Origin of the sequence: Bacillus pinisoli (assembly GCF_023036475.1) — a bacterium.
Taxonomy (GTDB): domain Bacteria; phylum Bacillota; class Bacilli; order Bacillales; family SA4; genus Bacillus_BS; species Bacillus_BS pinisoli.
This window is the reverse complement of record NZ_JAJQKI010000011.1, coordinates 61416-88035: the sequence shown is the minus strand read 5'-3', so window position 1 is coordinate 88035 and position 26620 is coordinate 61416. Positions and strand designations below refer to the sequence as shown.

Annotated in this window: 20 protein-coding genes and 3 tRNA genes; 22 read left to right on the top strand and 1 reads right to left on the bottom strand. The window is 36.3% G+C overall.

Going from position 1 to position 26620, the window contains the following annotated elements; all coding sequences use genetic code 11:
- Window positions 1–30: 30 nt before the first annotated feature.
- From LT143_RS15520 to LT143_RS15415, 22 genes are all read left to right on the top strand, one after another.
- The gene (locus LT143_RS15520; RefSeq protein WP_246944291.1) at window positions 31–2007 is read left to right on the top strand and encodes a DHH family phosphoesterase; all 1977 of its coding nucleotides are present in this window, start codon (window positions 31–33) and stop codon (window positions 2005–2007) included.
- Window positions 2004–2450 (top strand): 50S ribosomal protein L9, encoded by a 447-nt coding sequence (gene rplI, locus LT143_RS15515; RefSeq protein WP_246944288.1) that lies wholly within the window; start codon window positions 2004–2006, stop codon window positions 2448–2450. Before LT143_RS15520 ends, rplI begins: the two co-directional genes overlap by 4 nt.
- Before the next feature lie 175 nt (window positions 2451–2625).
- Window positions 2626–3984 carry a replicative DNA helicase gene (dnaB, locus tag LT143_RS15510; protein WP_246944284.1) on the top strand — a complete coding sequence of 453 codons (1359 nt, stop codon included), beginning with the start codon at window positions 2626–2628 and terminating at the stop codon, window positions 3982–3984.
- 265 nt (window positions 3985–4249) lie between these two features.
- Window positions 4250–5542: an adenylosuccinate synthase gene (locus tag LT143_RS15505; RefSeq protein WP_246944280.1), complete on the top strand. Its 1293-nt coding sequence runs from the start codon at window positions 4250–4252 to the stop codon at window positions 5540–5542.
- Window positions 5543–6048: 506 nt separating this feature from the next.
- Window positions 6049–6124, top strand: a tRNA-Lys gene (locus LT143_RS15500).
- 18 nt (window positions 6125–6142) lie between these two features.
- A tRNA-Glu gene (locus tag LT143_RS15495) sits at window positions 6143–6217 on the top strand.
- A 490-nt stretch (window positions 6218–6707) separates the two neighbouring features.
- Window positions 6708–6780, top strand: a tRNA-Phe gene (locus LT143_RS15490).
- A 295-nt stretch (window positions 6781–7075) separates the two neighbouring features.
- Entirely contained in the window at window positions 7076–8512 is a 1437-nt protein-coding gene (locus tag LT143_RS15485; protein WP_246944278.1) for a peptidoglycan DD-metalloendopeptidase family protein, read from the top strand.
- Between the two features lie 218 nt (window positions 8513–8730).
- Window positions 8731–9438: a response regulator YycF gene (yycF, locus tag LT143_RS15480; RefSeq protein ID WP_246944275.1), complete on the top strand. Its 708-nt coding sequence runs from the start codon at window positions 8731–8733 to the stop codon at window positions 9436–9438.
- Window positions 9439–9443: 5 nt separating this feature from the next.
- Window positions 9444–11270, top strand: a complete 1827-nt coding sequence (gene walK, locus LT143_RS15475) for a cell wall metabolism sensor histidine kinase WalK (RefSeq protein WP_246944273.1) — start codon at window positions 9444–9446, stop codon at window positions 11268–11270.
- Window positions 11267–12601: a YycH family regulatory protein gene (locus LT143_RS15470; protein ID WP_246944269.1), complete on the top strand. Its 1335-nt coding sequence runs from the start codon at window positions 11267–11269 to the stop codon at window positions 12599–12601. The genes walK and LT143_RS15470 overlap by 4 nt, the downstream gene beginning before the upstream one ends.
- Window positions 12588–13376, top strand: coding sequence for a two-component system regulatory protein YycI (locus LT143_RS15465; RefSeq protein ID WP_246944267.1), 789 nt, complete (start codon window positions 12588–12590; stop codon window positions 13374–13376). Before LT143_RS15470 ends, LT143_RS15465 begins: the two co-directional genes overlap by 14 nt.
- The gene (locus LT143_RS15460) at window positions 13376–14170 is read left to right on the top strand and encodes an MBL fold metallo-hydrolase (RefSeq protein ID WP_246944265.1); all 795 of its coding nucleotides are present in this window, start codon (window positions 13376–13378) and stop codon (window positions 14168–14170) included. Before LT143_RS15465 ends, LT143_RS15460 begins: the two co-directional genes overlap by 1 nt.
- A gap of 131 nt (window positions 14171–14301) precedes the next feature.
- A complete protein-coding gene (locus LT143_RS15455) occupies window positions 14302–15519 on the top strand; it encodes a S1C family serine protease (protein ID WP_246944339.1) in 1218 nt (405 codons plus the stop codon).
- Window positions 15520–15616: 97 nt separating this feature from the next.
- On the top strand, window positions 15617–15799 hold the full coding sequence (locus tag LT143_RS15450) for a CxxH/CxxC protein (RefSeq protein ID WP_246944261.1): 183 nt from the start codon (window positions 15617–15619) through the stop codon (window positions 15797–15799).
- Between the two features lie 69 nt (window positions 15800–15868).
- Window positions 15869–16348, top strand: a complete 480-nt coding sequence (rlmH, locus tag LT143_RS15445; protein WP_246944259.1) for a 23S rRNA (pseudouridine(1915)-N(3))-methyltransferase RlmH — start codon at window positions 15869–15871, stop codon at window positions 16346–16348.
- A 538-nt stretch (window positions 16349–16886) separates the two neighbouring features.
- Window positions 16887–17837, top strand: a complete 951-nt coding sequence (locus tag LT143_RS15440) for an isopenicillin N synthase family dioxygenase (protein WP_246944257.1) — start codon at window positions 16887–16889, stop codon at window positions 17835–17837.
- Window positions 17838–18498: 661 nt separating this feature from the next.
- Window positions 18499–19578 (top strand): glucosidase family protein, encoded by a 1080-nt coding sequence (locus LT143_RS15435; protein ID WP_246944254.1) that lies wholly within the window; start codon window positions 18499–18501, stop codon window positions 19576–19578.
- A 615-nt stretch (window positions 19579–20193) separates the two neighbouring features.
- Window positions 20194–21057, top strand: a complete 864-nt coding sequence (locus LT143_RS15430; protein WP_246944250.1) for a DegV family protein — start codon at window positions 20194–20196, stop codon at window positions 21055–21057.
- A 435-nt stretch (window positions 21058–21492) separates the two neighbouring features.
- Window positions 21493–22587, top strand: a complete 1095-nt coding sequence (locus tag LT143_RS15425; protein WP_246944248.1) for an MBL fold metallo-hydrolase — start codon at window positions 21493–21495, stop codon at window positions 22585–22587.
- A gap of 85 nt (window positions 22588–22672) precedes the next feature.
- Window positions 22673–23089 carry a VOC family protein gene (locus tag LT143_RS15420; RefSeq protein WP_246944246.1) on the top strand — a complete coding sequence of 139 codons (417 nt, stop codon included), beginning with the start codon at window positions 22673–22675 and terminating at the stop codon, window positions 23087–23089.
- 296 nt (window positions 23090–23385) lie between these two features.
- Window positions 23386–25335: an ABC transporter permease subunit gene (locus LT143_RS15415; RefSeq protein WP_246944244.1), complete on the top strand. Its 1950-nt coding sequence runs from the start codon at window positions 23386–23388 to the stop codon at window positions 25333–25335.
- Window positions 25336–25590: 255 nt separating this feature from the next.
- Here LT143_RS15415 and LT143_RS15410 read toward each other — a convergent pair whose 3' ends face one another.
- A complete protein-coding gene (locus LT143_RS15410; RefSeq protein WP_246944242.1) occupies window positions 25591–26619 on the bottom strand; it encodes a LacI family DNA-binding transcriptional regulator in 1029 nt (342 codons plus the stop codon).
- Window position 26620: the final 1 nt, after the last annotated feature.

The window sequence follows — 26620 nt, the reverse complement described above, 5'->3', positions numbered from 1 at the left end:
ACAGTGATATCTGTTTAGGAGATGAAAACAATGCCTAATTTTTATCGAAAGAGAATCTTTCGTTTACCGATTTATACACTAATAACCTTAACTGCTTTCCTGATAGGAATCATTGGTTTTTTCCAATGGATAGCTGGCTTAGTTGGTTTCTTGATACTGGGCGTCATTCTATTTTTCCTAATTAAATCGGAAGTGCTACTACGCCGTGATATGGAGCAGTATATCTCTACTCTTTCTCATCGTGTAAAGCGAGTGGGTGAAGAGGCACTCATGGAAATGCCGATTGGAATTCTACTTTATAATGAAGACTTTCAAGTGGAATGGGGAAATCCATTCATGAATGCATTCTTTGAAGAGGAGACCATCATCGGCAAGCCTATACATGATCTGGCAGAGGTTCTGCTTCCCCTTATAAAGGATCAAGTTGAAAGCGAAGTCATTAATCTTTATGACCGTAAACTTAGGATTATCCATAAAAAAGAAGAGCGACTGATTTACGCATTTGATGTGACAGAAGAAATCCAACTTGAAAAGCAATATGAGGAAGAAAAATCTGTATTAGGTGTTATTTTCTTAGACAACTATGATGAAGTGACACAAGGTATGGATGACCAAAGAAAAAGTAATATAAATAGCCAGATTACATCCCTCTTAAATAGATGGGCGACGGATAATGGTGTTTTCTTAAAAAGAACATCTTCGGAAAGATTTTTTGCGGTATTTAATGAGCAAATCCTCCATCATTTAGAGAAAACAAAGTTTGAGATTCTAGATCAGGTAAGAGAGCACACGTCAAAGCAAAGCAGCCCGTTAACATTAAGTATCGGAATTGGAACCGGTTCATCATCACTTCCTGAATTGGGATCGCTTGCTCAATCCGGCTTAGATTTAGCACTCGGTCGTGGAGGCGATCAAGTAGCGGTAAAAAAATCAAACGGTAAAGTGAAGTTTTACGGTGGTAAAACGAATCCAATGGAAAAACGTACAAGGGTAAGAGCAAGAGTGATATCTCACGCTCTTAGAGAGCTTGTCGTTGAAAGTGATAAAGTGTTAATCATGGGACATAAATATCCTGATATGGATGCTATAGGTGCTTCTATTGGAATCCTAAAGGTAGCACAGGCAAATCAAAAGGAAGGGTTTATCGTTATTGATAAAACCGAACTTGATACAGGTGTACAACGGTTAATTGGAGAAGTCAAACAACACCCAGAGCTTTGGTCGCGCTTTATTAGTCCAGAAGAGGCAATGGAGCTATCTACAGAAGATACCCTTCTTGTTGTTGTTGATACACATAAACCATCCTTAGTCATCGATGAGAGGCTCTTACATCGTCAAGAAAGAATCGTTGTTATTGACCATCACCGAAGAGGGGAAGAGTTTATTGATAGTCCATTACTCGTCTATATGGAACCATATGCTTCTTCTACTGCAGAACTTGTAACAGAACTGCTAGAATATCAACCAAAGCGCTCTAAGCTAAATATACTTGAATCTACTGCTTTATTAGCTGGCATTATTGTTGATACGAAAAGCTTTACTTTACGAACAGGATCGCGTACGTTTGATGCAGCATCATACTTAAGAGCACACGGTGCAGATACAATCCTTGTTCAGAAGTTTCTAAAGGAAGACATTGATGTTTTTGTCAAACGATCTAAAATTGTTGAAAATACTGCGATTTATAAACCTGGAATTGCTATTACAAAGGGTAAGCAGGAAGAAAAATATGAACAAGTGCTAATTGCACAGGCTGCAGATACATTACTATCAATGAGTGGGGTAGTAGCATCTTTTGCGATAGCCATTCGTCAAGATGGATTGATCGGAATTAGTGCTAGATCTCTAGGTGAAATTAATGTTCAAATCATTATGGAAGCATTAGAAGGTGGAGGACACTTAACGAATGCAGCCACTCAGCTTTCTGGAATGACAATAGAAGAGGCAGAAGGTAAGTTAAAGCAAGCAATAGACGATTATTTAGAAGAAGGGAGTAAAGAGATATGAAAGTCGTTTTCTTAAAGGATGTTAAAGGAAAAGGTAAAAAAGGAGAAGTGAAAAATGTAGCAGATGGCTACGCTCACAACTTTCTCATTAAGCAAGGATTAGCAGTTGAAGCTAATGCAGCAGCTGTTAATACTTTAGAAGCACAAAAGAAAAAGCAACAAAAAGAGGCTGCTGAGGAATTACAGGAAGCCAAACAGCTGAAGGAAACGTTAGAACAGCTTACAGTTAATCTATCTGCCAAATCTGGTGAGGGTGGTCGTTTATTTGGATCAATCACAACAAAGCAAGTGGCAGATGAGCTTCAAAAGGCACACAAAATTAAGATAGATAAGCGCAAAATGGATTTAGCTGAACCAATTCGTACACTTGGTGTAACGAATATTCCAGTTAAACTTCATACTGAAGTAACAGCCACTTTAAAAGTACATGTGAAGGAACTGTAACACAAAAGGCAGCTAATTCGTTAGCTGCTCTTTTTATTGTTTGTGCAAAAAAACCATTAACAAGTAAAGGTATGAATTTACTCTTCTATGTTAAATATGGAAGTGCTAGTTTTCTATTATATATGTGGTACAATCAAGAGTAGAGTTTATAACAGAGGGGAAGGGATAATAGATTATGACTGATTTATTTGCAGATCGTACTCCACCTCAAAATATTGAAGCAGAACAGGCCGTTCTTGGAGCTGTTTTCTTAGAACCTGCTTCGTTAACGACAGCTTCTGAAATTTTGATTCCAGAGGACTTTTATCGTGCTTCGCATCAACGCATATTTAATGTTATGCTTGCGCTCAATGAAAAGGGTGAACCTGTTGATCTAGTAACGGTTACATCGGAACTAGCAGACTTAAAACTATTAGAAGAAATCGGCGGAGTTTCCTATTTAAGTGATCTAGCAAACTCGGTACCTACCGCTGCGAATATTGAATATTATGCCAAGATTGTTGAAGAGAAATCAATTCTAAGAAGACTGATTCGTACAGCTACGTCTATTGTGACTGATGGTTATGCAAGGGACGATGAAGTAGATGTTCTATTAAATGAAGCAGAAAAAGGAATACTTGATGTTTCAAGAAGAAAGAACAGCGGATCGTTTCAAAATATAAAAGATGTTCTAGTAGAAGCCTACGATAATATTGAACTACTTCATAATCGTGTTGGTGATATTACTGGTATCCCAACAGGATTCTCAGAACTAGATAGAATGACAGCTGGATTTCAACGTAATGATTTAATTATCGTAGCTGCTCGTCCTTCAGTAGGTAAAACGGCTTTTGCACTTAACATCGCTCAAAACGTTGCAACAAAAACGGACGAAAACGTTGCAATCTTTAGTCTTGAGATGGGTGCACAACAGCTAGTGATGCGTATGCTTTGTGCAGAAGGAAACATTAATGCACAAAATCTTCGTACTGGTAAATTAACCACAGAGGATTGGGGAAAGCTTACCATGGCAATGGGGAGTTTATCCAATGCGGGTATATATATTGATGATACACCTGGAGTAAAAATAAACGAAATACAGTCAAAATGTAGAAGACTTAAACAAGAAAGTGGTTTAGGGATGATCCTAATTGACTACTTACAGTTAATCCAAGGAAATGGACGTTCAGGCGAAAATCGTCAGCAGGAAGTATCAGAAATATCCAGATCCTTAAAGGCACTTGCCCGTGAACTAGAAGTTCCGGTTATTGCCCTTTCTCAGCTGTCCCGTGGTGTAGAATCTCGTCAGGACAAACGACCAATGATGTCAGATATCCGTGAATCGGGAAGTATTGAGCAGGATGCCGATATTGTTGCGTTCTTGTACCGTGATGATTACTATGACAAGGAATCTGAGAATAAGGATATCATTGAAATTATTATCGCTAAACAGCGTAACGGCCCAGTTGGAACAGTAGAGCTTGCGTTTGTTAAGGAATATAACAAATTCGTAAATCTTGAACGGAGATTTGATGATTCCGGCGTACCAGCTTAGCCGAAAGAGCCTCTCAATCATAAATTGAGAAGGCTCTTTTTTATTATGTATACATATTTACTTATGTAAGACAGAAACTACACAAAAGAAGAATACTAAAATTAGAAAGGTGACATTTGTGTCAATAAAACGAACGAATGGTATATGAATAATAATTAATGTTCGGATTTAATTGACTTTTTGTAGATATATAAGTATACTTACAGTTGTTTGAAAAGATATATATATAGATAATAGATAAGGTAAATAATGTGGAGGTGCTGAAATGTCATCAGTTGTTGTTGTGGGAACACAATGGGGAGATGAAGGAAAAGGAAAGATTACAGATTTCCTTTCAGAAAATGCAGAGGTTGTAGCACGTTATCAAGGTGGAAATAACGCAGGTCACACGATTGTATTCAATGGCCAAAAGTATAAGCTACATCTAATTCCTTCTGGGATTTTTTACTCCGATAAAGTATGTGTTTTAGGAAACGGAATGGTTATCGATCCTAAAGCATTAGTGGCGGAATTAAAGTACTTACATGATTTAGGAGTTTCAACAGAGAACCTCAGAATCAGTAACCGCGCCCATGTAATTCTACCTTATCATTTAAAACTAGACGAAGTAGAAGAAGAACGTAAGGGTGCTAATAAAATTGGTACTACGAAAAAGGGAATTGGACCAGCCTATATGGACAAAGCGGCAAGAATTGGGATCCGTATTGCTGATCTATTAGACCGTGAAGAGTTTGAGACAAAATTAACTCATAATTTAGCGGAAAAAAATCGTCTTCTAGAGAAATTTTATGAAGTTGAAGGACTAAAAATTGAAGATATTCTAGATGAATATTATGAATATGGTCAACAAATTGCTAAGTATGTATGTGATACATCAGTTGTACTAAATGATGCATTAGATGATGGACGACGTGTGTTATTTGAGGGTGCACAAGGCGTTATGTTAGATATCGACCAAGGGACGTATCCATTTGTTACATCTTCAAACCCAATCGCAGGTGGAGTTACAATCGGTAACGGTGTAGGACCATCAAAGATTAAGCATGTAGTGGGTGTTTCAAAAGCTTACACGACACGTGTAGGAGATGGACCTTTCCCAACTGAAATTCATGACGAAATCGGGCACCAAATCCGTGAGGTTGGTCGTGAGTACGGTACAACTACAGGACGTCCGAGACGTGTAGGGTGGTTTGACAGCGTCGTAGTTAGGCATGCAAGAAGAGTAAGTGGGATCACTGACTTATCTTTAAACTCTATTGACGTACTTACTGGAATTGAGAAGTTAAAGATTTGTGTGGCGTATCAGTACAATGGACAAATCGTTGAAGAATTCCCAGCTAGCTTAAAGGTGTTGGCACAATGTGAACCTGTTTATGAAGAGCTACCTGGCTGGACAGAAGATATCACAGGTGTAAAAAGCCTTAACGAATTACCTGAAAATGCGCGTCACTATTTAGAACGCATTTCACAATTAACGGGTATTCCATTGTCTATCTTCTCAGTAGGTCCAGATCGCAATCAAACGAACTTATTAAGAAGTGTATATGGACCACAATAAAGCGTAAAAACTAATGAAATAACCCTATTACCGCTTTGGTAATAGGGTTTATATTAATATACGTGACTAATGTGCATGCAAAAACCTATACCTATAAATCAACTAATAGGGCGAACTATACTTGGGAAGGAAAATAAAATATTAAAATATATTGCAATCTAGTAAAAGTACATGATATTATATTACATGTTGCTTATGCAGTAATAAGAACCATTAGCTCAGTCGGTAGAGCACGAACGAATAAGCTTCCCTGAAAAATCATCAGCGAACCAATCGAGCTGCTACTTGAATGATCTTTCTGAGATTGGGTCGTCTTTTATTAAGATAAACCAAGCTCGAACAAACACTTTTTAATAAGAGCCATTAGCTCAGTCGGTAGAGCACGAACGAATAAGCTTCCCTGAAAAATCATCAGCGAACCAATCGAGCTGCTACTTGAATGATCTTTCTGAGATTGGGTCGTCTTTTATTAAGATAAACCAAGCTCGAACAAACACTTTTAATAAGAGCCATTAGCTCAGTCGGTAGAGCATCTGACTTTTAATCAGAGGGTCGAAGGTTCGAGTCCTTCATGGCTCACCATTTTTATAAAATAAAAATGGCCCATTGGTCAAGCGGTTAAGACACCGCCCTTTCACGGCGGTAACACGGGTTCGAATCCCGTATGGGTCACCAATGTTTATAAAACAAATGTTTATAAAACAAATGTTTATAAAACAAATGTTTATAAAACAAGTCATAATAGAGAATATAAGTGAATAAGTTAAATAGGGTTTGGCCCAGCAAATAAAAGAAACAGCATAATTATTTACCTATAAACATGGTTAGTAATTATAATGAAATAAAGATCCTTTACAATTATATATATGGCTCGGTAACTCAGTCGGTAGAGCACGATCGAGTTAGCATCAATGAATAAGCTTCAGCGAACCAATCGAGCAGCATCTTGGATAACCTTCCAGAGATTGGGACGAAGGTATTACAGAGAAAAGTAGTTCTTATACAATTTTATATAATGGCTCGGTAGCTCAGTCGGTAGAGCACGATCGAGTTAACATCATTGAATAAGCTTCAGCGTACCAATCGAGCAGCACCTTGAATAATCTTCCTGAGATTGGGACGAAGGTATAACAGAAAAGTATGGTTCCTTTACAATTTTATATATGGCTCGGTAGCTCAGTCGGTAGAGCAAAGGACTGAAAATCCTTGTGTCGGCGGTTCGATTCCGTCCCGAGCCATCTCTAAAAGACATGCAAGTTAATGCATGTCTTTTATCTTATAGTCCATTTTCCTATTATATGACAGGTAGATACCATAATATGACAGGAATGATACAGTTTTGTTACATATTTCTATTTTTTGTCCTATATTCTCTCAGTTTATGCTAAAGTGAAAAAGTGAGACAATTATGAAATATTACCCATAATGTGTAATTTTAATAGTTTACTAGTCTATATGTACTAATAGAAACTGTTACACTTATTCAGTAGGCACATCTTAAAGAAGGGTGGCCTTGGTTTAGGAGGAAGAACAGTGGTGAATTGGAAAGTTAAATTAGAAGGTATGCCAAAGTTATTAAAACGAACAGCAATCAGTGCAATGGTTGCCTCGACGTTAACATTTGGTACAGTTTCAGCAAATAGTGGGATTGGTATTAATACGGTGTACCATGTTTATGTAAATAAAGAGAGAATTGGTACGATTGATAATAAAAAGATAGTTGAACAATACATAGAAGACCGAGAAAAGCAGCTTCTTGAAGAGAATCCAAACATTACTTTTGGTTTAGATGACAATGTAGTCTATGTAGAAGAAAAAGTGTTTAGATCAAACGTAAATAATCAGCAGGTTCTTCAGTTACTTTCAGATAAGCTTCAAATAGTTGCCGAGGCGTACTCCATCGTCGTAAATGAAGAACCTGTTGCCTTCCTAGATAGCAAAGAAGGTGCAGAAGAAGTAATCAAGTCTATGAAACTACAATATGTTTCTGAAGAAGTTTTATCTGAACTTGAGAGCCGTGATGCTGATGCTACTTTACCTACTCTTACAGTAGGACAGTCTCGTATATTAGACGTTACTTTTAATGAAAAAGTTTCAGTTTCTGAACAAAAAGTTTCCCCGAATGAAATTTTAACTGTAGAAGAAGCAGTTACTTATCTGACAAAAGGCGCACTTGAAGAGCAAAAATATCAAGTACAAGACGGAGATGTACTTGGAAGCATTGCTACTAAACATGATCTATCTTTAGATGAGTTACTTGCTCTAAATTCTGGTTTAAAAGAAGACTCTTTAATTAAGCCAGGGCAAGAACTAAATGTAACAGCACTAAAGCCATTTTTAAACGTGATTGTAAAAGAAGAAACGTATAGCAGTCAATCGATTCCTTTCGGTACTGAAATTGTAGAAAATAAAGATAAGCCTAAAGGTGAAAAGAAAGTAAAACAAGAAGGACAAAATGGTGAAAAGCTTGTTAACTCCATCACGACTAGACAAAATGGAAGTGTCATTGAACAAGAAACCATCAGTGAAGAGGTTGTAAAAGAACCTATAGCTAAAATCGTTGAAAAAGGTACAAAGGTCATTCCTTCACGTGGCACTGGTTCTTTTGCTTGGCCAGCAGTTGGTGGATATATCTCTAGTTATATGGGATATCGTTGGGGAAGAATGCATAAAGGTATTGATATTGCACGTCCAAGTAACCGAAGCATACTAGCAGCTGACAACGGTACAGTGGTACAGGCAAGCTATGATGGTGGCTATGGAAATAGGATTGTCATTAATCACAACAACGGCATTAAAACGACATATTCACATTTAAGCAGTATGTCTGTTAGTGTAGGACAAACCGTTCAACGTGGTCAGGCGATTGGTGTGATGGGAGCAACTGGGAACTCAACTGGTATTCACCTTCACTTTGAAGTTTATAAAAATGGTAGTTTACAAAACCCAATGGACTATATTGGGAAGTAATAGATTGAATCCTCTAGTGAATGAGACTAGAGGATTTTTTTATAGGCCTCAAAAGTAATGGAAGATTGCTGATCACCAACAAGAGAAGGTATTTGGTTTAAAAATGGAAACAACCACCGTCAGTGGAATAGGTGATTTAATCTTTAAGAAATGGTAAAGTTAAGGTAGATTACAAGATTAAACTTCTTCGCTAAATTATAAATGTAAGGGGTATATCTATGGAAAAAAGAATTCTTGTTGTTGATGATGAAAAACCAATTGCAGATATTTTAAAGTTTAATCTACAAAAAGAAGGCTATGACGTTTTATGTGCCTATGATGGAGTAGAAGCTGTACAAAAGGCAGAAGAGTACCAACCAGATATGATTTTATTAGACATCATGCTTCCCTTAAAGGATGGCATGGAAGTGTGTAGAGAAGTAAGGAAAAAATATGATATGCCGATCATAATGCTGACGGCGAAGGACTCTGAAATTGATAAGGTTTTAGGGCTTGAACTTGGGGCTGACGATTATGTTACGAAGCCATTTAGTACAAGAGAATTATTAGCACGAGTAAAAGCAAATATGAGAAGACATCAACAAAAATCATCTCAAGAAGTAGAAGTGGAAACCAATGAAATATCGGTTGGGTCTCTAGTGATACATCCTGATGCGTATTCCGTAACAAAAAGAGGAGAAGAAATTGAACTGACTCATCGAGAATTTGAGTTGCTTCATTACCTTGCCAAGCATATAGGTCAGGTCATGACAAGAGAACATCTTCTTCAAACTGTGTGGGGCTATGATTATTTTGGTGATGTAAGAACAGTTGATGTAACCGTACGCAGATTACGTGAAAAAATAGAAGATAGTCCTAGTCATCCAACGTGGATCGTTACTAGAAGAGGTGTCGGCTATTATCTTAGAAACTCAGAGCAGGAGTAAGAATAATGAAGAAAGTCGGTTTTTTTAAATCGATTCATTTTAAGTTTGTATTGATTTATGTGTTATTGATTCTGATTGCCATGCAGATTATTAGTGTTTACTTTGTTCAAAGGATTGAGAAGCAGCTCGTTTCCAATTTCTCAGAGTCATTAAATGAAAGAGTAGATTTATTAGCTTATAATCTTGAGCAGGAAATGATTATTGAACGTAATGAAGGCATGCCAACACTAGAGGAGAAAGTTCAAACCATCCTATCTGACTTCTTTTCCGGGGAAAAAGCAGATGTTCGAGTCATAGATAAAAACAGTCGTGTTGTTGGAACGACCAACCTTAATAATCTACAGATTATTGGAAGAAGGGTCACGGATATCCGCGTTAAGCAAGCATTGGTAGCAGGATTTAGAGACCAAGGAAAGATTATGGTAGATTCACAAACGGCTCATAGATTACTCGTTTTAACTGTTCCTATTAAAAGTGGAAACAATGTGCTAGGAGTAATAAACCTACAAGCGTCAATGGAAAGTGTTTATGAACAATTAAAGCAAATCAATACGATCTTTGTGAATGCGACTGTCATTGCATTAACGATTACAGCGTTATTAGGTATCTTTCTCGCCCAAACCATTACAAGACCCATGTCAGATATGAGAAAGCAAGCACAGGAGATGACAAAAGGAAACTTCACCCGAAAAGTTAAAGTGTATGGCTATGACGAAATTGGTCAACTTGCTATTACGTTTAATAATTTAACGAAGCGTCTACAAGAAGCGCAAGCGACGACAGAAGGTGAACGAAGAAAGTTAAGTTCTGTCCTTACACATATGACCGATGGGGTTATTGCGACAGACCGTAAAGGGAGAATCATACTAATAAATGATCCAGCTGCAGATATGTTGAACGTTTCACGTGAAACGGTATTAGCTGAATCTGTTTTAAGTGTTCTTGGAATTGAAGAGGAATATACGTTAGAAAAGGTCATAGAGGAAGTAGACTACCTGATACTTGATTTTAGCACAAAGCAAAAGCCCTATATATTAAAGGTAAGTTTTTCTGTCATTCAAAAAGAAACGGGACTAGTGAACGGTCTTATTGCCGTTTTATATGATATTACAGAACAGGAAAAGATTGAGCAGGAAAGAAGAGAGTTTGTTGCAAATGTGTCACATGAATTAAGGACACCTTTGACGACCATGAGAAGTTATCTAGAAGCATTAGCTGAAGGTGCGTGGAAGGATGAGGAGATTGCTCCTAAATTCTTAGATGTAACTCAAACTGAAACAGAGCGAATGATTCGACTTGTAAATGATTTATTACAACTATCAAAGCTTGATAGTAAAGATTATCGTTTTGTGAAGGAGTGGGTTCACTTTCCTTCCTACTTCAATCGTATTATCGACCGATTTGAATTAACAAAAGAACAAAACGTTACGTTCAATAGACATATAGTAGATCAAGAATTATTTGTTGAAATGGATGAAGATAAGATTACACAAGTCCTAGATAATATTATTTCAAATGCCCTGAAGTATTCACCAGAGGGGGGCCAAATTGAGTTTCACCTAAAACAGCACGACGACTGTATTGAAGTAACAGTAACGGACCAAGGTGTAGGTATTCCAAAGGAAAATATCAATCATATCTTTGATCGTTTCTACCGGGTGGACAAAGCAAGAACTAGGAAGCTTGGTGGTACAGGTTTAGGCCTAGCGATAGCAAAAGAAATGGTCGTCGCACATGGTGGTGATATCTGGGTTGATAGTGAAGAAGGAATCGGTACTACCTTTCACTTTACATTACCAGTTGATCAAGAGTTTGAGGATGAGTGGGAATGAACTACGAAAATATCAAATCATTTCTATTAACGATGTTAGTGATTTTAAGCCTTTTTTTAACTTGGAGTATCTGGGCGTACCAGCCTAATTTAGGCGTCATTGAAAGAACAGAATTTGTAAGTGATGTCATGATTGGAGAAAAGAGAGATGCAGCAAGTTTAATTCTTCCTGAACAAGTGTTGTTTCACCGGAATGGAAACCATTACGGAACAACGGATAATAGTATGATTAGAAGTATGATGCAATATATGAAACAGTGGAAGTTTGGAGAAATCACTGACATTACAACGGATGTTGGTGAAGATTTTTTATCTTACGTTCATGATCAAGATGGGGTTGAAGTTATTTTTCCCTCTGAACTTGCAAAGGAAACCTATAATAACATTATCTCTTTTGATGATGATGGGAGTAGTTCCATCACATTTGACCGTTTGATTGTACCAATGAACGAATCACAACAGGAAGAAACAGTAGCTTACTTCGTCTCGTATAAAAATAAGTATATCTATCAAACAACTATAACTAATTTCTCATATAAGAATTTTAATAAGGATGTATATCAGCTAGCTTTAATATATCCTTCCTTTACAGATTATGTGGTGACGGACAAGCATCGCATTTTCTTGCAAAGCGAACCAGTTAAAGCGAACCGTATTACCTATTATTCGATTAAGTATTCAGGTGAAGACTTTAAAGAGGCTTTATTTACGGATCAAAGTTCTGTAAAAAGAGATATACAGTCAACCGGTGAAGAAACTTATTCAGATGGGTCAAGAGCTCTGTTCATTAATAGTACGGGTGATATGCTTCAATATATTAATCCATCGGCTGCTACTGATCGGACATCGTTTACGATCCATGACACCATCCAAAAAAGTATTGATTTTATAAACGATCATAGCGGTTGGACAGATAACTACCAATTATCTGGAGTAGATCCTATCCAACAGTCTGCTACTTTTAGGCTTTTTATTGATGGCCTTCCTGTTTACAACTATAGTGGTATGTCTCGTATGAAGTTAGGATGGAATGGTACGAATTCTTTTAATACGTACATTCGACCTCTATTTAAACTTCACCTTTCTATTGATAGTGAATCATCACAGGTCGACCTGCCATCAGGGAAAGCTGTCATGGATTTACTAGGGAAGATAGTAGATGTAGAAAAAATAGAAGAGGCAAAAGTAGCCTACGAGTTAAAAAAGGACTTCTCCAGTGCAAAAGTAACAGTTGAGCCTATCTGGGTGATTAAATATAAAAATCAATGGAATAAGGTCATGTTTGATGAAAACATAAAAGAAAGAGGAGGAGCAATCCTTGTATTGGAGTAGAATAAAAACCATCTTTATTATTGTATTCCTCGTTCTTGATTTGTTCCTACTCTCTCAGTTTGTTGAAAAGCGTAACAGTAATCAATTAGGTCTTCTTGCTGAGGCCACTTTGGAAGATCAATTGAAGGAGAACGATATTACGTATGTTGATCTTCCAAAGGATCAAATACAAGAGACCTATATCACGGGAACAAGTAGAAATTTTACCACTGATGATTTAGAGAATCTAAAAGGTCAATTAGCACAAGTTCTAAATAAAACAAAGATATATTCTAGGTTTGACCAACCTATTCCTATTGAGGAAAACACGCCAGAGTGGTTAGAGGGATTTATTTCTAATTATGTACTCGACGGTGACTCCTATGTATTTTGGGGATATGAAGAGCAATCTAGGATGCTTATCTTTTTCCAACAATATAAAAACCGAACGATTTTTTATAACAATAATGCAGTATTAAAAATTATGGTGAATGAACGTAATGAAATCGTTGATTACCAGCAGACCATGTTAACAGAGCTAGAGGAAATGGAAGTAGATGAAGATCAAGCCGGTAGCTTTACAGCATTAAAAGCGATAGAAAATATGTTTGTTCGTAATGAGTTAAAGCAAGGTACTGAGATTTCTAAAGTGGACCTAGGCTATTATACGTTAATCGCTGATTCACAAGTGTTTGTACCAACCTGGCATTTTATCATAGACAACAAAGAAAACTATTTCGTCAATGCGATTGAAGGTCATATTATTCGAGATAGTGCAAAATGGAGTGAAGAATGATGAGCTTGCATTTTAGCGTACTTGCTAGTGGAAGTAGCGGGAATGCCATATACGTAGGGACCGATCAAATGAAATTACTAGTTGATGCAGGTCATAGCGGAAAGCAAATGGATCAATTGTTTAAAAAAGTAAATGTGAATCCAAAAGAATTATCAGGAATTCTCGTTACACATGAGCATAGTGATCATATAAAAGGTGTTGGGATTTTAGCAAGAAAATATGACCTACCGATCTATGCAAACAGCAAGACCTGGAAGGCGATGGAACATTTAATAGGAGAGATTCCTACTGAGCAAAGGTTTACCTTCGAAACTGGAGATACAAAAACATTTAAGGATATTGATGTTGAATCATTTGGTGTATCTCATGATGCAGCCGAGCCCATGTTTTATGTTTTTCATCACGGTGAGAAGAAGATTGTGATTATTACAGACACAGGGTATGTCAGTGATAAGATGAAAGGTATTATAAAAAATGCCGACGTGTATGTATTTGAAAGTAATCATGATGTTGAAATGTTAAGAATGGGTCGATATCCATGGAGTGTGAAACGACGTATATTAAGTGATGTCGGGCATGTTTCTAATGAAGATGCAGCTTTAGCAATGGCAGATGTCATAGGGGACCGAACAAAGAGCATTTATTTAGCTCATTTAAGTCAGGATAATAATATGAAGGATTTAGCTCGAATGTCTGTTCATCAAACCCTTGAGGAAAAAGATACAGGTGTTGGTCACCGATTTAAGCTAATAGATACAGATCCTAAAATCCCAACCGCGATTACAGCTGTGTAACAATCCACTTGGTGATCATATGATTAGAAATTTAGATACAATGAGTATATTATCAAATTATAAACAAACTATAGAATAGTATACAAATGGTCCTAATCATAGGTTCATCAGTGAAAGGATTGGTGAAGCAAATGGGGTATTATGATCAAGATTATCAACACATAAGAAAAAAGCAAAAAGGAAATCGTGGTGGTTACTTTATAGCAGGTTTTGTAGGCGTTGCACTTGGTGCACTTTTAGTCATTTTTGCTCTCCCTGCTTTTGACAGAATGACCACTCAGGATTTTAATCCTGGTGCCGCAGAGTCAGCCAAGTCAAACCAACAAGATACCACTGTTGATACAGTTCCAGGACAAACGGTTAATGTGAATGTTGTTTCACAGGTAACACAAGCAGTTGACCGTGTTTCAGCAGCAGTAGTCGGAGTTATTAATATTCAAACTTCAGGTTTCTGGGAAGATGCTGGAGAAGCGGGAACAGGCTCAGGGGTTGTGTACAAAAAGGAAGATGGTAGAGCCTATGTTGTAACGAACCATCACGTGATTGAAGGGGCTTCGACAGTAGAATTAAGTCTAGAAGATGGATCGCGTGTACCAGCAGAGATATTAGGAAGTGATATTTTTACGGACTTAGCTGTACTCTCTGTGGATGCAGATGCAATCGATGTTGTGGCGGAGTTTGGAGATTCAGACCGCGTTCGCCCAGGAGAACCTGTACTTGCAATTGGAAATCCACTCGGACTACAATTTTCAGGATCTGTCACACAAGGGATTATCTCAGGAACAGAACGTACCATTCCGCTAGACTTTGACCAAGATGGACATGTAGACTGGCAAGCAGAAGTACTACAAACGGATGCAGCGATTAACCCTGGAAACAGTGGTGGAGCTCTAGTGAACATCCAGGGACAGGTAATTGGGATAAACTCTATGAAAATTGCTCAGGAAGCAGTGGAGGGTATCGGCTTGTCTATACCTACAACCATTGTAAGACCCATCATTTCAGATATTGAGCGATATGGTGAAGTAAAGCGTCCATATATGGGAGTGGGTTTACGAAATTTATCTGATATCTCAAGCTATCATTGGCAGCAAACATTAAAACTACCTACTGATATCATAGCGGGCGTATTCTTAGAGGAAGTGGTTCCACTTTCACCAGCTGAAGTTGCTGGTCTTCAGGTGTACGATGTAATCGTTGCTCTAGATGGGATAAAGATTGAAAATGCATTAGAGCTAAGGAAGCATTTATATAACCAGAAGAATATTGGAGATTCAATGGAGGTTACGTTTTATCGTCAAGGAGAAAAGAGAACGACGACGTTGAGACTTGTAGAAGAATCCTACTAAAGGGACAAGCTAAAAAGCTTGTTCTTTTTTTGTCCACAACATTATTATAATGTGGATAAGGTATAATAAAAAAAACGACAAAAAGTGAGGAATAAGGATGGTAAAAGTTTGTGACGAACATATTGAGCTAGCTATTGATATCATGGTGGATGAAGAAGAAATTGCACCTGAAATTAACTTGTTAACAGAGGAAGAAAAGTTATCAACAACTTGTGAATATTGTCAAAAAAACGCGATATATGTTGTAGCGAACACATATTCTGACACAACATGTGGATAGAAATTGTGGATATGTGGATAAGTTATGTGAATAACTTGTTTGTAAACTGTTTGTAAATGGAGGATAACTGTGAATATCTCAATTGTCACAATTGGAAAACTAAAAGAGAAATACTTAAAACTAGGCATAGATGAGTATGCAAAGCGTCTTTCGACCTACGCGAAACTAGATATACTAGAACTACCTGATGAAAAAGCACCAGAAAATTTAAGTGACGCTGAAATGGAACAAGTGAAACAAAAAGAAGGGGAACGCATCTTACAAAAGTTATCCCCAGATACATATGTCATTGCACTCGCAATTCAGGGTAAGATGAAAAGTTCTGAACAGCTGGCAGAAGACCTTGATAAACTTGCTACATATGGAAAGAGTAAAATTGCTTTTGTCATTGGAGGATCGTTAGGATTAAGTGACGAGGTCTTAAAGCGGGCAGATGAGTCCTTATCCTTTTCAAAAATGACGTTTCCTCATCAGTTGATGAAACTGATACTTGTGGAGCAGATTTATCGGGCTTTTAGGATTAATCGGGGTGAACCTTACCATAAATAGAGGCAAAAAAAATCTGTAGATAAGGTGGCATTTTGTCTATAGTATCAGGATAAGTGTAAATGTATTGGACAGATTAACTTCGGAAAAGTCAAAATCGAGTTCAATATTAAAGAGTTGTTTTCTCTTTTCTCTCGGAGACTGTTGAAAATGCTTGAACATACTTTTCTAATAGATGCCGAACAACATCTGGTGGTATAACTTTCGAGTCTGAAGAACTTAGTTGAACGCTGAGTTCTTTTTCTTTTGTTCTAAGTCATTCTATGACTTAGCTAACTTCCGTAGCCGTTCCTCTAATATGGAAACTCATGAGCGAAAGCGAGAGCAATATAAAAAGTACCTGATTCAATAATTTGTTGTTCATTTTATAAGTTTTACTGTGAAAGAATGTGCTTAAGCTAACTTTTTATAGTTGAATTAATCGAGTTAAAAATTTATCGAAAAAAGTAAAAAATTCTTTGATTTTCCCCATTTTCATAGTTATAATGAGTTTTGTAACTGAAAACGCTTTCAAATGAAAGCAAAGGGGGAAATGTAAAAAATGACGACACCTTATGTTCGTACACTTAGCTTAAAAGATTTTACATATGGAAATACTGAGCAACGTGCTGCTTTTGCTGACGCTTTTGCAACAGGCTTAAAAGAAACTGGCTTTATTATTTTAGAAGGCCATGGAGTTAACCCTGATCTAATTGACAAAAACTATGAAATGTGGCAAAAGTTCTTTTCTTTAGATACAGAAACAAAAATAAAATGTGAAAGCGTACTTGGCGGAGCACGTGGTTATACTGGTTTCGGAAAAGAGCACGCAAAAAATCGTACTGTTGGAGATTTAAAAGAATTTTTCCACGTTGGACAAGAATTGCCGGTAGGTCATCCGTTAAGTGATGATTATCCTGCTAATGTTTGGCCTGAGGAATTACCAGAGTTACGTAAAAATGCAATTAGTTTCTATCGTGAGTTAGAACGTGTAGCTCGTAATATGCTTGAGGCACTTGCTTTAAACATGGACCTACGTCCTAATTTCTTTTCTGATATGATTAAAGATGGAAATAGTATTCTCCGTGCCATTCATTATCCACCACTAGATGATTCCATGGATCCTAATGCAATCCGTGCTGCTGAACATGAAGATATCAACTTAATTACATTATTAGTTGAATCAACTGCATCTGGATTACAGTTATTAACTCGTGAAGGGGAATGGATTGATGTTAAGGCTGAAAAAGGCCAAATCATCGTTGACGCTGGAGATATGTTATCTCGTATTTCTAATGAAGTAATTCCAGCTACGACTCACCGTGTTGTAAATCCGCAAGGTGAAAATACTTCACGTTACTCTATGCCATTCTTCGTTCATCCATATAGTGATTGTTTACTAGAAACAATTCCATCTTGTATTAGCGAAGATAACCCAGAGAAGCATCCTGCTATTACAGCTGGTGATTTCTTATATCAACGTTTAGTAGAAATCGGATTAATTAAAAAGTAATAAGATTAAACCGAGCACTTGCTGCTCGGTTTTTTCTTATAGATAAAATACTAATACATGCTATTTATACGATTACTATTCAACCTATATTAAGTTTGTGAATCTGATAATTCTTAAGATTACTTGTAACCTTATTTAAGCTAGTACGGAAATTAATTATTTGATAACTATGAAACTAATAAATTAGGTTAAATGAATATGCTATTTACTCGAAAATATACAATAAAAAGGCATTGGTTGTAGGCAACCAATGCCCTTTTTGCCTCTTAAATAACCACGGTGAACCATACCAAAAATAGTGGTATAGCAATGGATAGAAGTAATCCTGGATAAAGAAGGATTAAAAAGCTAACTTAAATTGAAGGAGACCGTACTTGTGATGTAGATGTTCTCCTTTTGGTTTTCTTACATTTTTATTACACTCATTAATGTATGATTATTATCTTCGGTATCTTTGAAAGATATCCGTGTTTGGTTCTGTCCCATTTTCGCTAAAACATGTGGTTCAAGACCATATCAAAAAGCTTTTTCTATGAAAAGTAACAAGATACAACTAAAGGAGTATTGTATTTTTACTTTTTTTAAAATAACCTTTAATGAAAGCGCTTAAATTCTGTTGGAAATCAACAAAGGGTTAAAATTAGTAATAGGAGGATAAAGAATGTTTAAGTTAAAATTTAGTTTTATAATGATGCTAAGTCTTATACTCATTTTTTCCGGTGTGTCACCTTCTTTTGCGGTTTCATCTACAACCACATCGTCAGACAATGCTTATAATTGGTTAAAGGGACAGCTATGTTCAACGGGTCTAGTCGATAGTTTTTCTGATAGTCAGCAGATTGCCTACACGTATGATCAAGCAGTTGCTGCCATTGGATTTCTTTTAAAAGGTGATACGGCCAGAGCAAAGACGGTGCTAGATGTTTTGAAATCTCTTCAAAATCCTTCAGGTTCCTGGTATACAGCTTATTATTGTAATAAATCCGTACAAGAACATAATCAGCATGTGGGTCCGGTGTTATGGGTAGCAATGGCTGTGGCTAAATATGAAAAAGACACTGGAGATACTTCGACGTATCGTAATATGGCGATTAAAGCTATTGATTGGTCAATACAATTCCAACAACTTGATGGAGGTATTAACGGGGGTATAGATTCTGCTAACAACGTACTTACCTGGGCTTCTACTGAACACAATCAGGATGCTTATGCCATGCTGAAATATTATGGTTATACACAAGAAGCGGCTAAAGTTAAGTCATTTTTAGATAATAAAGTTTGGCAAGATACAGAAGGGTTCTTTTGGGCAGGTCGTAATGACCCGAATAATCCAATGGATACAAACGCTTGGGGAGTGCAAGCACTTGGCACATCAGGAACATATCAATATAACCGTGGTTTGAACTATGTAATGAATAATCATCGTAATCAAAAAACAAAACGAGTAAAAACTAATACGATTACAATTGATGGGTTTGATTTCAATAGTGATAAAAATGATATTTGGTTTGAAGGACAAGGACAGATGGTCGTTTCATTTAAGATGGATGGAAGAACAACGGACGCAAATTATTTTCTGAATGAAATTATTAAAATACAAGATTTCTATGGTACTGGAGGAGTTCCGTATTCTCTACTAGGTACGAATAATGGATACTGGACAATGAAAAGCGTGGAATCTGTTTCAGCAACTGGTTGGCTAATCTACGCAATTGAAGGGTATAACCCATTTCAACCTTAACTGTAGTAATAGATATATCAAATAATAGCAGGCCATTTAGGCCTGTTTTATTTTTTATAGTAAGTTATAAAGTTTTTTTGGCTCTATAATATTTGTTGGGGCACTTATACAATTTGATTTTGCAAAAAAGCAAAAAATAAACGGAATCTACTCATTCTTTTATACTTAAATTGACGAGAAACAAGTAGAGAAAGTAACGCATTGTAGGGCAGTCGAAAGAATTAGTGGTATTGTATTCAGTAGGGAAAGGCTATGGCAAGCACCCTTTTTTTTGCTACGTCGAACCTTATCACAAATAGTTGTAAACAATGGATAGGACCAATATAAAATAATCATTAAGGAATGGTTAAAGTAGTTATAGAAGGAATACTGTTTATTAACGGTATCCTTATTTTTTGTCAAAGAAGCATATTCACTTATATTGTTGTAGAATTAATCAGTATGTATGTGTAAAATGCTAAAAGTGTTTACATTCTAATAATAGAGGGCTCTTTTCTAAAACTGTTATACTAACAAGTAAAAATCCGGCTTTTGGGATTTCTACGAAAGCAACAATATATACGAAAAGAGCTTAATAGAAAAATGATATTTCAATTTAATTATGGAGGCAGATTAATGATAAAAATCATGGCTGATTCAACATGTGATTTATCTGATGAAGTACTGAAAATGTACGATATCAGCTTGGCACCTCTAACCATAAATATAGAGGGAAAAATATATAGAGACAGGGTAGATATCCAACCAGATGAATTTTATGGAATGATGGAAGCGTTGCCAGATTTTCCGACCACAGGTATGCCAAGTCCAGCCGAGTACTTGAAAATAATAAAACAGGCTGTTGAGGCTGGAACTAAGGAAGTATTATGTATATGCATGTCTAGTGGAACAAGCGGTTCATATCAATCAGCTATAATAGCGAAAGATTATTTCTTCGAGGAAAGTCCGGAATCTAACGTTAAGATACATGTAGTTGATTCAAAATGTATGAGTCATGGAAGCGGTTGGCTTATTATGAAAAGTGCGATGATGAGGGAACAGGGAGCATCGTTTGAAGAAATAGTTGCTTTTAATGAAAAGTATAAGAGAAAGATAAAGCATTTCCTATCCGTGGATGATTTAGATCATTTGATAAAGAGTGGTAGGCTTACTAATGCAAGTGCCTTAATAGGAAAAATCTTAATGCTAAAGCCGATTATGACTATGAAGGATGGAAAAGGGGCCATAGTTGGAAAGGAAAGAGGATTAAAGAGGGTACTTAACCATTACACGCAGGAGTTTATGAAAAGAAATGACCAAGAATTGACGGACTTTATCATAGTTGGTTATACATCAGATATTAAAGTTGCCGAAAATCTTAAAGCTAAACTTCAATCGGATACTGATTTCTCTGGAGACATTTATATTATGCAAATGGGAGTATCAGTTGGGAACCATGTGGGCTTAGGTGCTATTTCAATGTATTTTGTAGAAAAGTAAGGGAAGATCATATAATTTTCACTCTTAAAGCCGTTACTAGCCAAACCTTGACCAAGTAGAAACAAAAGCCTTTCCGTTATTATGGAAAGGCTTTTGTTAAAATTATTTATCAAAAACTTAGTCCGGGATTATCTATTCCCTATAAGGTACCTGTAGTTGGATCTAGGTATCGAGATTCTTTAGGATATCAGGGGTGAATTTAGTCAAGGAAATTCCTAGAGATGGGATATACGCTACACGTACCCGACGTTACATGACTACATAGCCGGAAGATATATGACGAAAATGGCAAGGCAGACGAAAGGCAGAATGATTCGGTGAAGGCTGTATTTAGCTTGCATAAAGAAATGAACATAGGTTTAAAATAACCGACTAGTGTTAGTTGGTGTATGATAAAATAATTCAAACACTAAAAGGAAGGAATCACAGAAAACAATGGTCTATTTTCTTCTGTTTTTATTTGTTTTAATTGTTACCCTAGCAATGCTAAGTTATCTGCATCCAGTATTCGGAGGAAACCCAAATAGCGAGCAAAAAGAACTATACTCTAAGTTTGATAATCATGTTAATGGAAAATTTGTTAATCAAGTACCCACTAAGATGGCCATGAACGTATCTGATATTTTCTCTATGATGAAAGACTCTTTATCTGGTGCCAATGATCGAACTCCTGCTGGTCAATTGCCGGTTACTCAAATTGATTGGAACAAAATAAAAAGTGAAGAAGATAGTTTAACTTGGTTTGGACATTCGGCTTTTTTGCTCAGTCTTGATAATAAAAAAATGCTTGTTGATCCGATGCTTGGGCGAGTTGCGTCGCCTTTTTCTTTTGTAGGAAGTAAACGATACAGTGAAGATATGCTATACATTATTGATGAGATGCCGGCTATTGATGCGGTTTTTATTACCCATGATCATTACGACCACCTTGATTACCCATCTATTCGAAAGTTGAAGGACAAGGTTGGTCACTTCTTTGTACCTTATGGTGTCAGTGCCCATTTGGTTCGTTGGGGAGTTCTAAAGGAAAAAATTACGGAGCTTAATTGGTGGGATGAGACGGAATTCCAAGGCTTGACTGTTGCCTTCACTCCATCTAAGCACTTCTCTGGAAGAGGGGTGTTTAATCGAGATTCGACTCTATGGGGTGGTTGGGTGATACTTGGAAAACAAACTCGTTTCTATACCAGTGGAGATGGTGGCTATGATGCTCATTTTAAAAAAATTGGAGAAAAATACGGCCCATTTACGATCTCTTTATTAGAAGGTGGACAATATGATCGCCGCTGGTCATGGGTTCATATGACACCTGAAGAAGCTGTACAGGCCCATCTAGATGTAAATGGAGAAAATATGATGCTCATTCATTGGGGAGCTTTTACTCTTGCTTATCATGGTTGGACAGAGCCTATAGAACGTGCTTTTGCAGAGGCTAAAAAAGCTAATCTAAATCTTTTGACTCCCCAAATTGGTAAGACAATCATATTAACAGGAGAGTTAACAAACTATAATTCAACTTGGTGGAAATAACCAATAAACAATATTTATAGGTAGTACAACATTTTAGAGAAATCGAAAGAGTAAGTGGTATTTTATTCTAAAGGGGGAGGACTAAATGTCAAAAATAACTGGTATTGGTGGTATATTTTTAAATATCGAGGGTGATACCAAAAAGTTATTAAATTGGTATCATGAGGTTCTAGGATTGGATACTTCTAGTTATGGTATTAATTTTCTTGTGCCAAACATATTCACTCTTATTACATTCGATCAGAAAGAATCAGGGAAATCGATTCTTAATTTTACAGTAGATGATCTTGAAAAATACTTAGAGAAACTAAAGAGTAAGAATGTTAAAGTCATACAGGATATAAAAGTTTATGAGTACGGAAAGTTTGCTCAAATAGAAGATATTCTTGGGAATATGATAGAGTTATGGGAACCCTTTAATGATTCATACAGAAAGATGGTCGAGAAGGAAATAGAAGATCATAATTTGGAGAAGTCCGAAACAGATTCAGATGCGAAGTGAGACTGTTTTTGATACACATTGACTTTTTGAGTGGAGGTATAAGCAGACCATTTGAATAGGGTTATTGAAGGCAGTGTATCTAAAATTATTTATAAAAAGTTCATAGATAAGAGGTAAGAACGCTTTGTCCTAGTAAAAAAGGCCATCACATGATGGTCTTTTCTCATGATTTAAGGAGTAATTGGTAAAAAATAGTTGATTTAATTAGGCGTTCAATTTATATTAAATCTTAACTGTAAATATATACCATACAACACAAAGGGGTAAATGATATGCTCTTACTATTGAACAAAATGTTGAGGAGTTTCATACTACTTTTTCTTGCTTCAGGTTTTATCATTTATTTAGTTCTGATCTCAACAGATGACATATATTATTTACATAAATCTGATTGGAGCTATATGTTTCAAGCTATTCTTGATTATTATAGAGTACTTTTTAGCGAAAAATCATTAGGATTATCTAAACATTCAGTTCCTGTAAATGAAATAGTAGTTGAACATATTGGAAGAAGTTTAAAGATTATTATTCCTGCCTATATCATTAGCCTGATACTCGGAGTAACTGTAGGTATCATCCATTATATTGTTAGGAATAGAAAAATTCAGGGTAGATTACATAAAGTAAATCAGATTGTTTTTGGAACCGTTCCGGACTTTTTTCTACTTATTGCCGCTCAATATGGTTTCCTGTTACTAATTAGAGAAAAATATATTGATTTAGAATTATTTGGCTATGAAACTTGGTTTAACCTGTTATTTCCTCTTCTTATTATTAGTATTACACCCATTTTTTATATTTCAAATATTACCTATCAATCTATCTTTAATGAAAAAGATAAAGACTACGTTAGGACGGCTATGTCAAAGGGAACGAGTGAACTGTCTATTATCCTCAAACATTTACTCTGGAATGCATGGCCAACTGTTCTTGGTTACACCCAAACTCTTATGTTAATTATTATAAGTAGTTTACCCATCATTGAAAGATTATGCTTTTATAAAGGTGCAGGGTATCAGTTGATTATCTCCATTAAGGCGAATGATACATATACTATCCTTGGGTTGCTACTTCCATTCCTTTTACTAGTATTGATTAGTCTATGGGTTACAGATTTTATTAAATTAATCATTGCTCCGACAAGCCTTGACCATGAACTATCTGAAGAGACAATTTCTCGTGCAAATAAGTTTAAGACTCTAAGACAGATATATGACTTCTTAAAAACCTTTCCCTATAGAAAAACTAGCAAAAACATCCTTCATTTTGTGAAAGAACATCCTTCCTTTGCTTTGGGTGTATTCATTATAACGGGAATGGCTTTGATGGCTATCATAGGACCAATCATGCCTTTTGTTGACAGTGAACTAGAAGGATTCCGAATTAAATACGATGAGGATGGAAAGTTAATAAAGGCTCCTCTTCCACCTAGTAGTGAGTATTGGTTTGGTACAGATCGAGAAGGGCGTGATTTTTTCAGCATCGTTGTTCATGGAGCCAGTGAAACCTTTTCGGAGTTATTTTTTATAGTCGTTTTACGGTTTATGATTTGTATCCCCTTTGGTTATTTTGCTTCTGTCCATAAGGGGGCACGAAATTTATTAGGTTTTACGAACAGTATGCTCTCTTTTTTACCAACTATTATAGTAGTCATGTTAGTTGGTAATCTTCCTTCATTAATTGAATCTTATAGTCGTTACGCTATTCTTGTATTTGTTATCGCTCTTATAGATATAGGAAGAATTGGAGAGATCATGAGGCAGGAATTTACAAAGATTAATAAAACCGAATACATGTTAGCAGCAGTAGCAATGGGAACAGAATGGTATCATATTATTACGAGATACTATATTCCAAATATCTATCAAAAGATGGTTTATATTTTTATAAGTGACATGGCTCGTATTATGGTCCTCCTTGGTGGGCTTGGAATTGTTCAGGTATATTTAGCGCAAGACCTGAAATGGGAACAAGAGGTAGGAATCACGATAGAAAACTTAACGTTCACATGGCCGTCACTACTCTCAAACTCCATGAGGGACATACAATCGGCACCATGGATTCCATTTTTCCCATCATTATTAATTGCCATTTCAATTATCGGTTTAAATCTATTTGGCACGGGGTTAAAGAGGTTCATAGATAAACAGAAAGTTAAAAAGCAACAAGAAGAAATTTTAAAGGATAGGTATGAGCTAAAAGAAGAATGGAATGCAAATTTTTCAAATAAAAATATAAGTATCTAAGCTATAAAAGCAATGAGGATAATATCATAAAAAGTAAAACTCCACCATTTTACTGTAAATTTCTCTTCTCTACTGTAAGCTGGGAAAAAGATGTACCCTTGGGCATTTACCCAAGGGCTTTTTTATTGATAAGAAAAGAGTAAATGGAAGGTTTTAAAATTGTATTAAAGTGAACTTAACCTCAGATAAATTGGGCATGTAAAGCAACAAAAAAGAAGGAGCTAAAAGTCCCTTCTTTCACAATTGATTAGAGTATTAAAAATCTTTAATATAAGCACCGCAAGTTTTGCGTACGATGAGTTCTGGTTCAACAAAAAGTGAACTTGTCCCTAAGTTCTTCTCAATGATATCAGACAGCATATAAGCTGCAAGTTTCCCCATTTTCTCTTTATCTTGACTAATAGTCGTTAAAGGAGGATCGATGTAGCGGCATGCATCTAAATCATCACAGCCAACGATCGCAATATCCTCAGGAATACGAAGACCAGCTTCTTTTATTGCTCGTATTGCACCAAATGCCATGAGATCGGATGCAGCATAGACTGCTTTAGGAACTTCTGGCAAGCTTAGTAACTTTTTCATGACATTATATCCGCTCTGTTCCTTAAAGCTATCACCACGAATAATATATTCCTCAATGATAGGTAAGCCATACTCTCCTAGAGCTCTAATGAACCCATTGTATCTCATATCTGAGATTGGAGACCCTTTTTTTCCACCTATATGAGCAATGGAACGATGACCTAATAGATAAAAATGTTCAATCACTTTTGATGAAACTTTGTAATTGTCGGTCATAAGATAACCAGAACGCTCACCAGAAAGAACTAAATCGACACCGATACATGGTATTTCACTCCGATCTAATTCTATAATAGATGGCTGTAATTCATCACCACTAATGATGATACATCCATCTACTTGGTAGTAGCGACAGCGTGCTAGATAATCATCATCCGTTGCCTGGAATTTTTCGTTTGAGAAGAAGAGAAGGTCATAGCCTAAACTTCCTACAGTTTTTTTAAATGAGTTGACGATATCAACAAAAAAAGGATCATTGATGTCGACATTAATTTTCCCAGCAAAAATGACACCAATTAAATTTGATTTCTTTGTTGCTAGACTTTGAGCTGAATGAGTTGGACGATAACCTGTTTCTTCCATAATTGATAGGACCTTTTGTTTCGTCGCTTCACCAACATCAGAATAATTATTAATGATTTTAGAGACGGTAGCGGGTGATACACCTGCAAGTCTAGCAATATCCTTAATTGTAATACGCATT

Bases quoted from the DNA above. Each gene is read 5' to 3' on its own strand.
- LT143_RS15520 (WP_246944291.1), top strand. From the start codon at position 31: ATGCCTAATTTTTATCGAAAGAGAATCTTTCGTTTACCGATTTATACA.
- rplI (WP_246944288.1), top strand. From the start codon at position 2,004: ATGAAAGTCGTTTTCTTAAAGGATGTTAAAGGAAAAGGTAAAAAAGGA.
- dnaB (WP_246944284.1), top strand. From the start codon at position 2,626: ATGACTGATTTATTTGCAGATCGTACTCCACCTCAAAATATTGAAGCA.
- LT143_RS15505 (WP_246944280.1), top strand. From the start codon at position 4,250: ATGTCATCAGTTGTTGTTGTGGGAACACAATGGGGAGATGAAGGAAAA.
- yycF (WP_246944275.1), top strand. From the start codon at position 8,731: ATGGAAAAAAGAATTCTTGTTGTTGATGATGAAAAACCAATTGCAGAT.
- walK (WP_246944273.1), top strand. From the start codon at position 9,444: ATGAAGAAAGTCGGTTTTTTTAAATCGATTCATTTTAAGTTTGTATTG.
- LT143_RS15470 (WP_246944269.1), top strand. From the start codon at position 11,267: ATGAACTACGAAAATATCAAATCATTTCTATTAACGATGTTAGTGATT.
- LT143_RS15460 (WP_246944265.1), top strand. From the start codon at position 13,376: ATGAGCTTGCATTTTAGCGTACTTGCTAGTGGAAGTAGCGGGAATGCC.
- LT143_RS15455 (WP_246944339.1), top strand. From the start codon at position 14,302: ATGGGGTATTATGATCAAGATTATCAACACATAAGAAAAAAGCAAAAA.
- LT143_RS15450 (WP_246944261.1), top strand. From the start codon at position 15,617: ATGGTAAAAGTTTGTGACGAACATATTGAGCTAGCTATTGATATCATG.
- LT143_RS15440 (WP_246944257.1), top strand. From the start codon at position 16,887: ATGACGACACCTTATGTTCGTACACTTAGCTTAAAAGATTTTACATAT.
- LT143_RS15435 (WP_246944254.1), top strand. From the start codon at position 18,499: ATGTTTAAGTTAAAATTTAGTTTTATAATGATGCTAAGTCTTATACTC.
- LT143_RS15430 (WP_246944250.1), top strand. From the start codon at position 20,194: ATGATAAAAATCATGGCTGATTCAACATGTGATTTATCTGATGAAGTA.
- LT143_RS15425 (WP_246944248.1), top strand. From the start codon at position 21,493: ATGGTCTATTTTCTTCTGTTTTTATTTGTTTTAATTGTTACCCTAGCA.
- LT143_RS15420 (WP_246944246.1), top strand. From the start codon at position 22,673: ATGTCAAAAATAACTGGTATTGGTGGTATATTTTTAAATATCGAGGGT.
- LT143_RS15410 (WP_246944242.1), bottom strand. From the start codon at position 26,619: ATGCGTATTACAATTAAGGATATTGCTAGACTTGCAGGTGTATCACCC.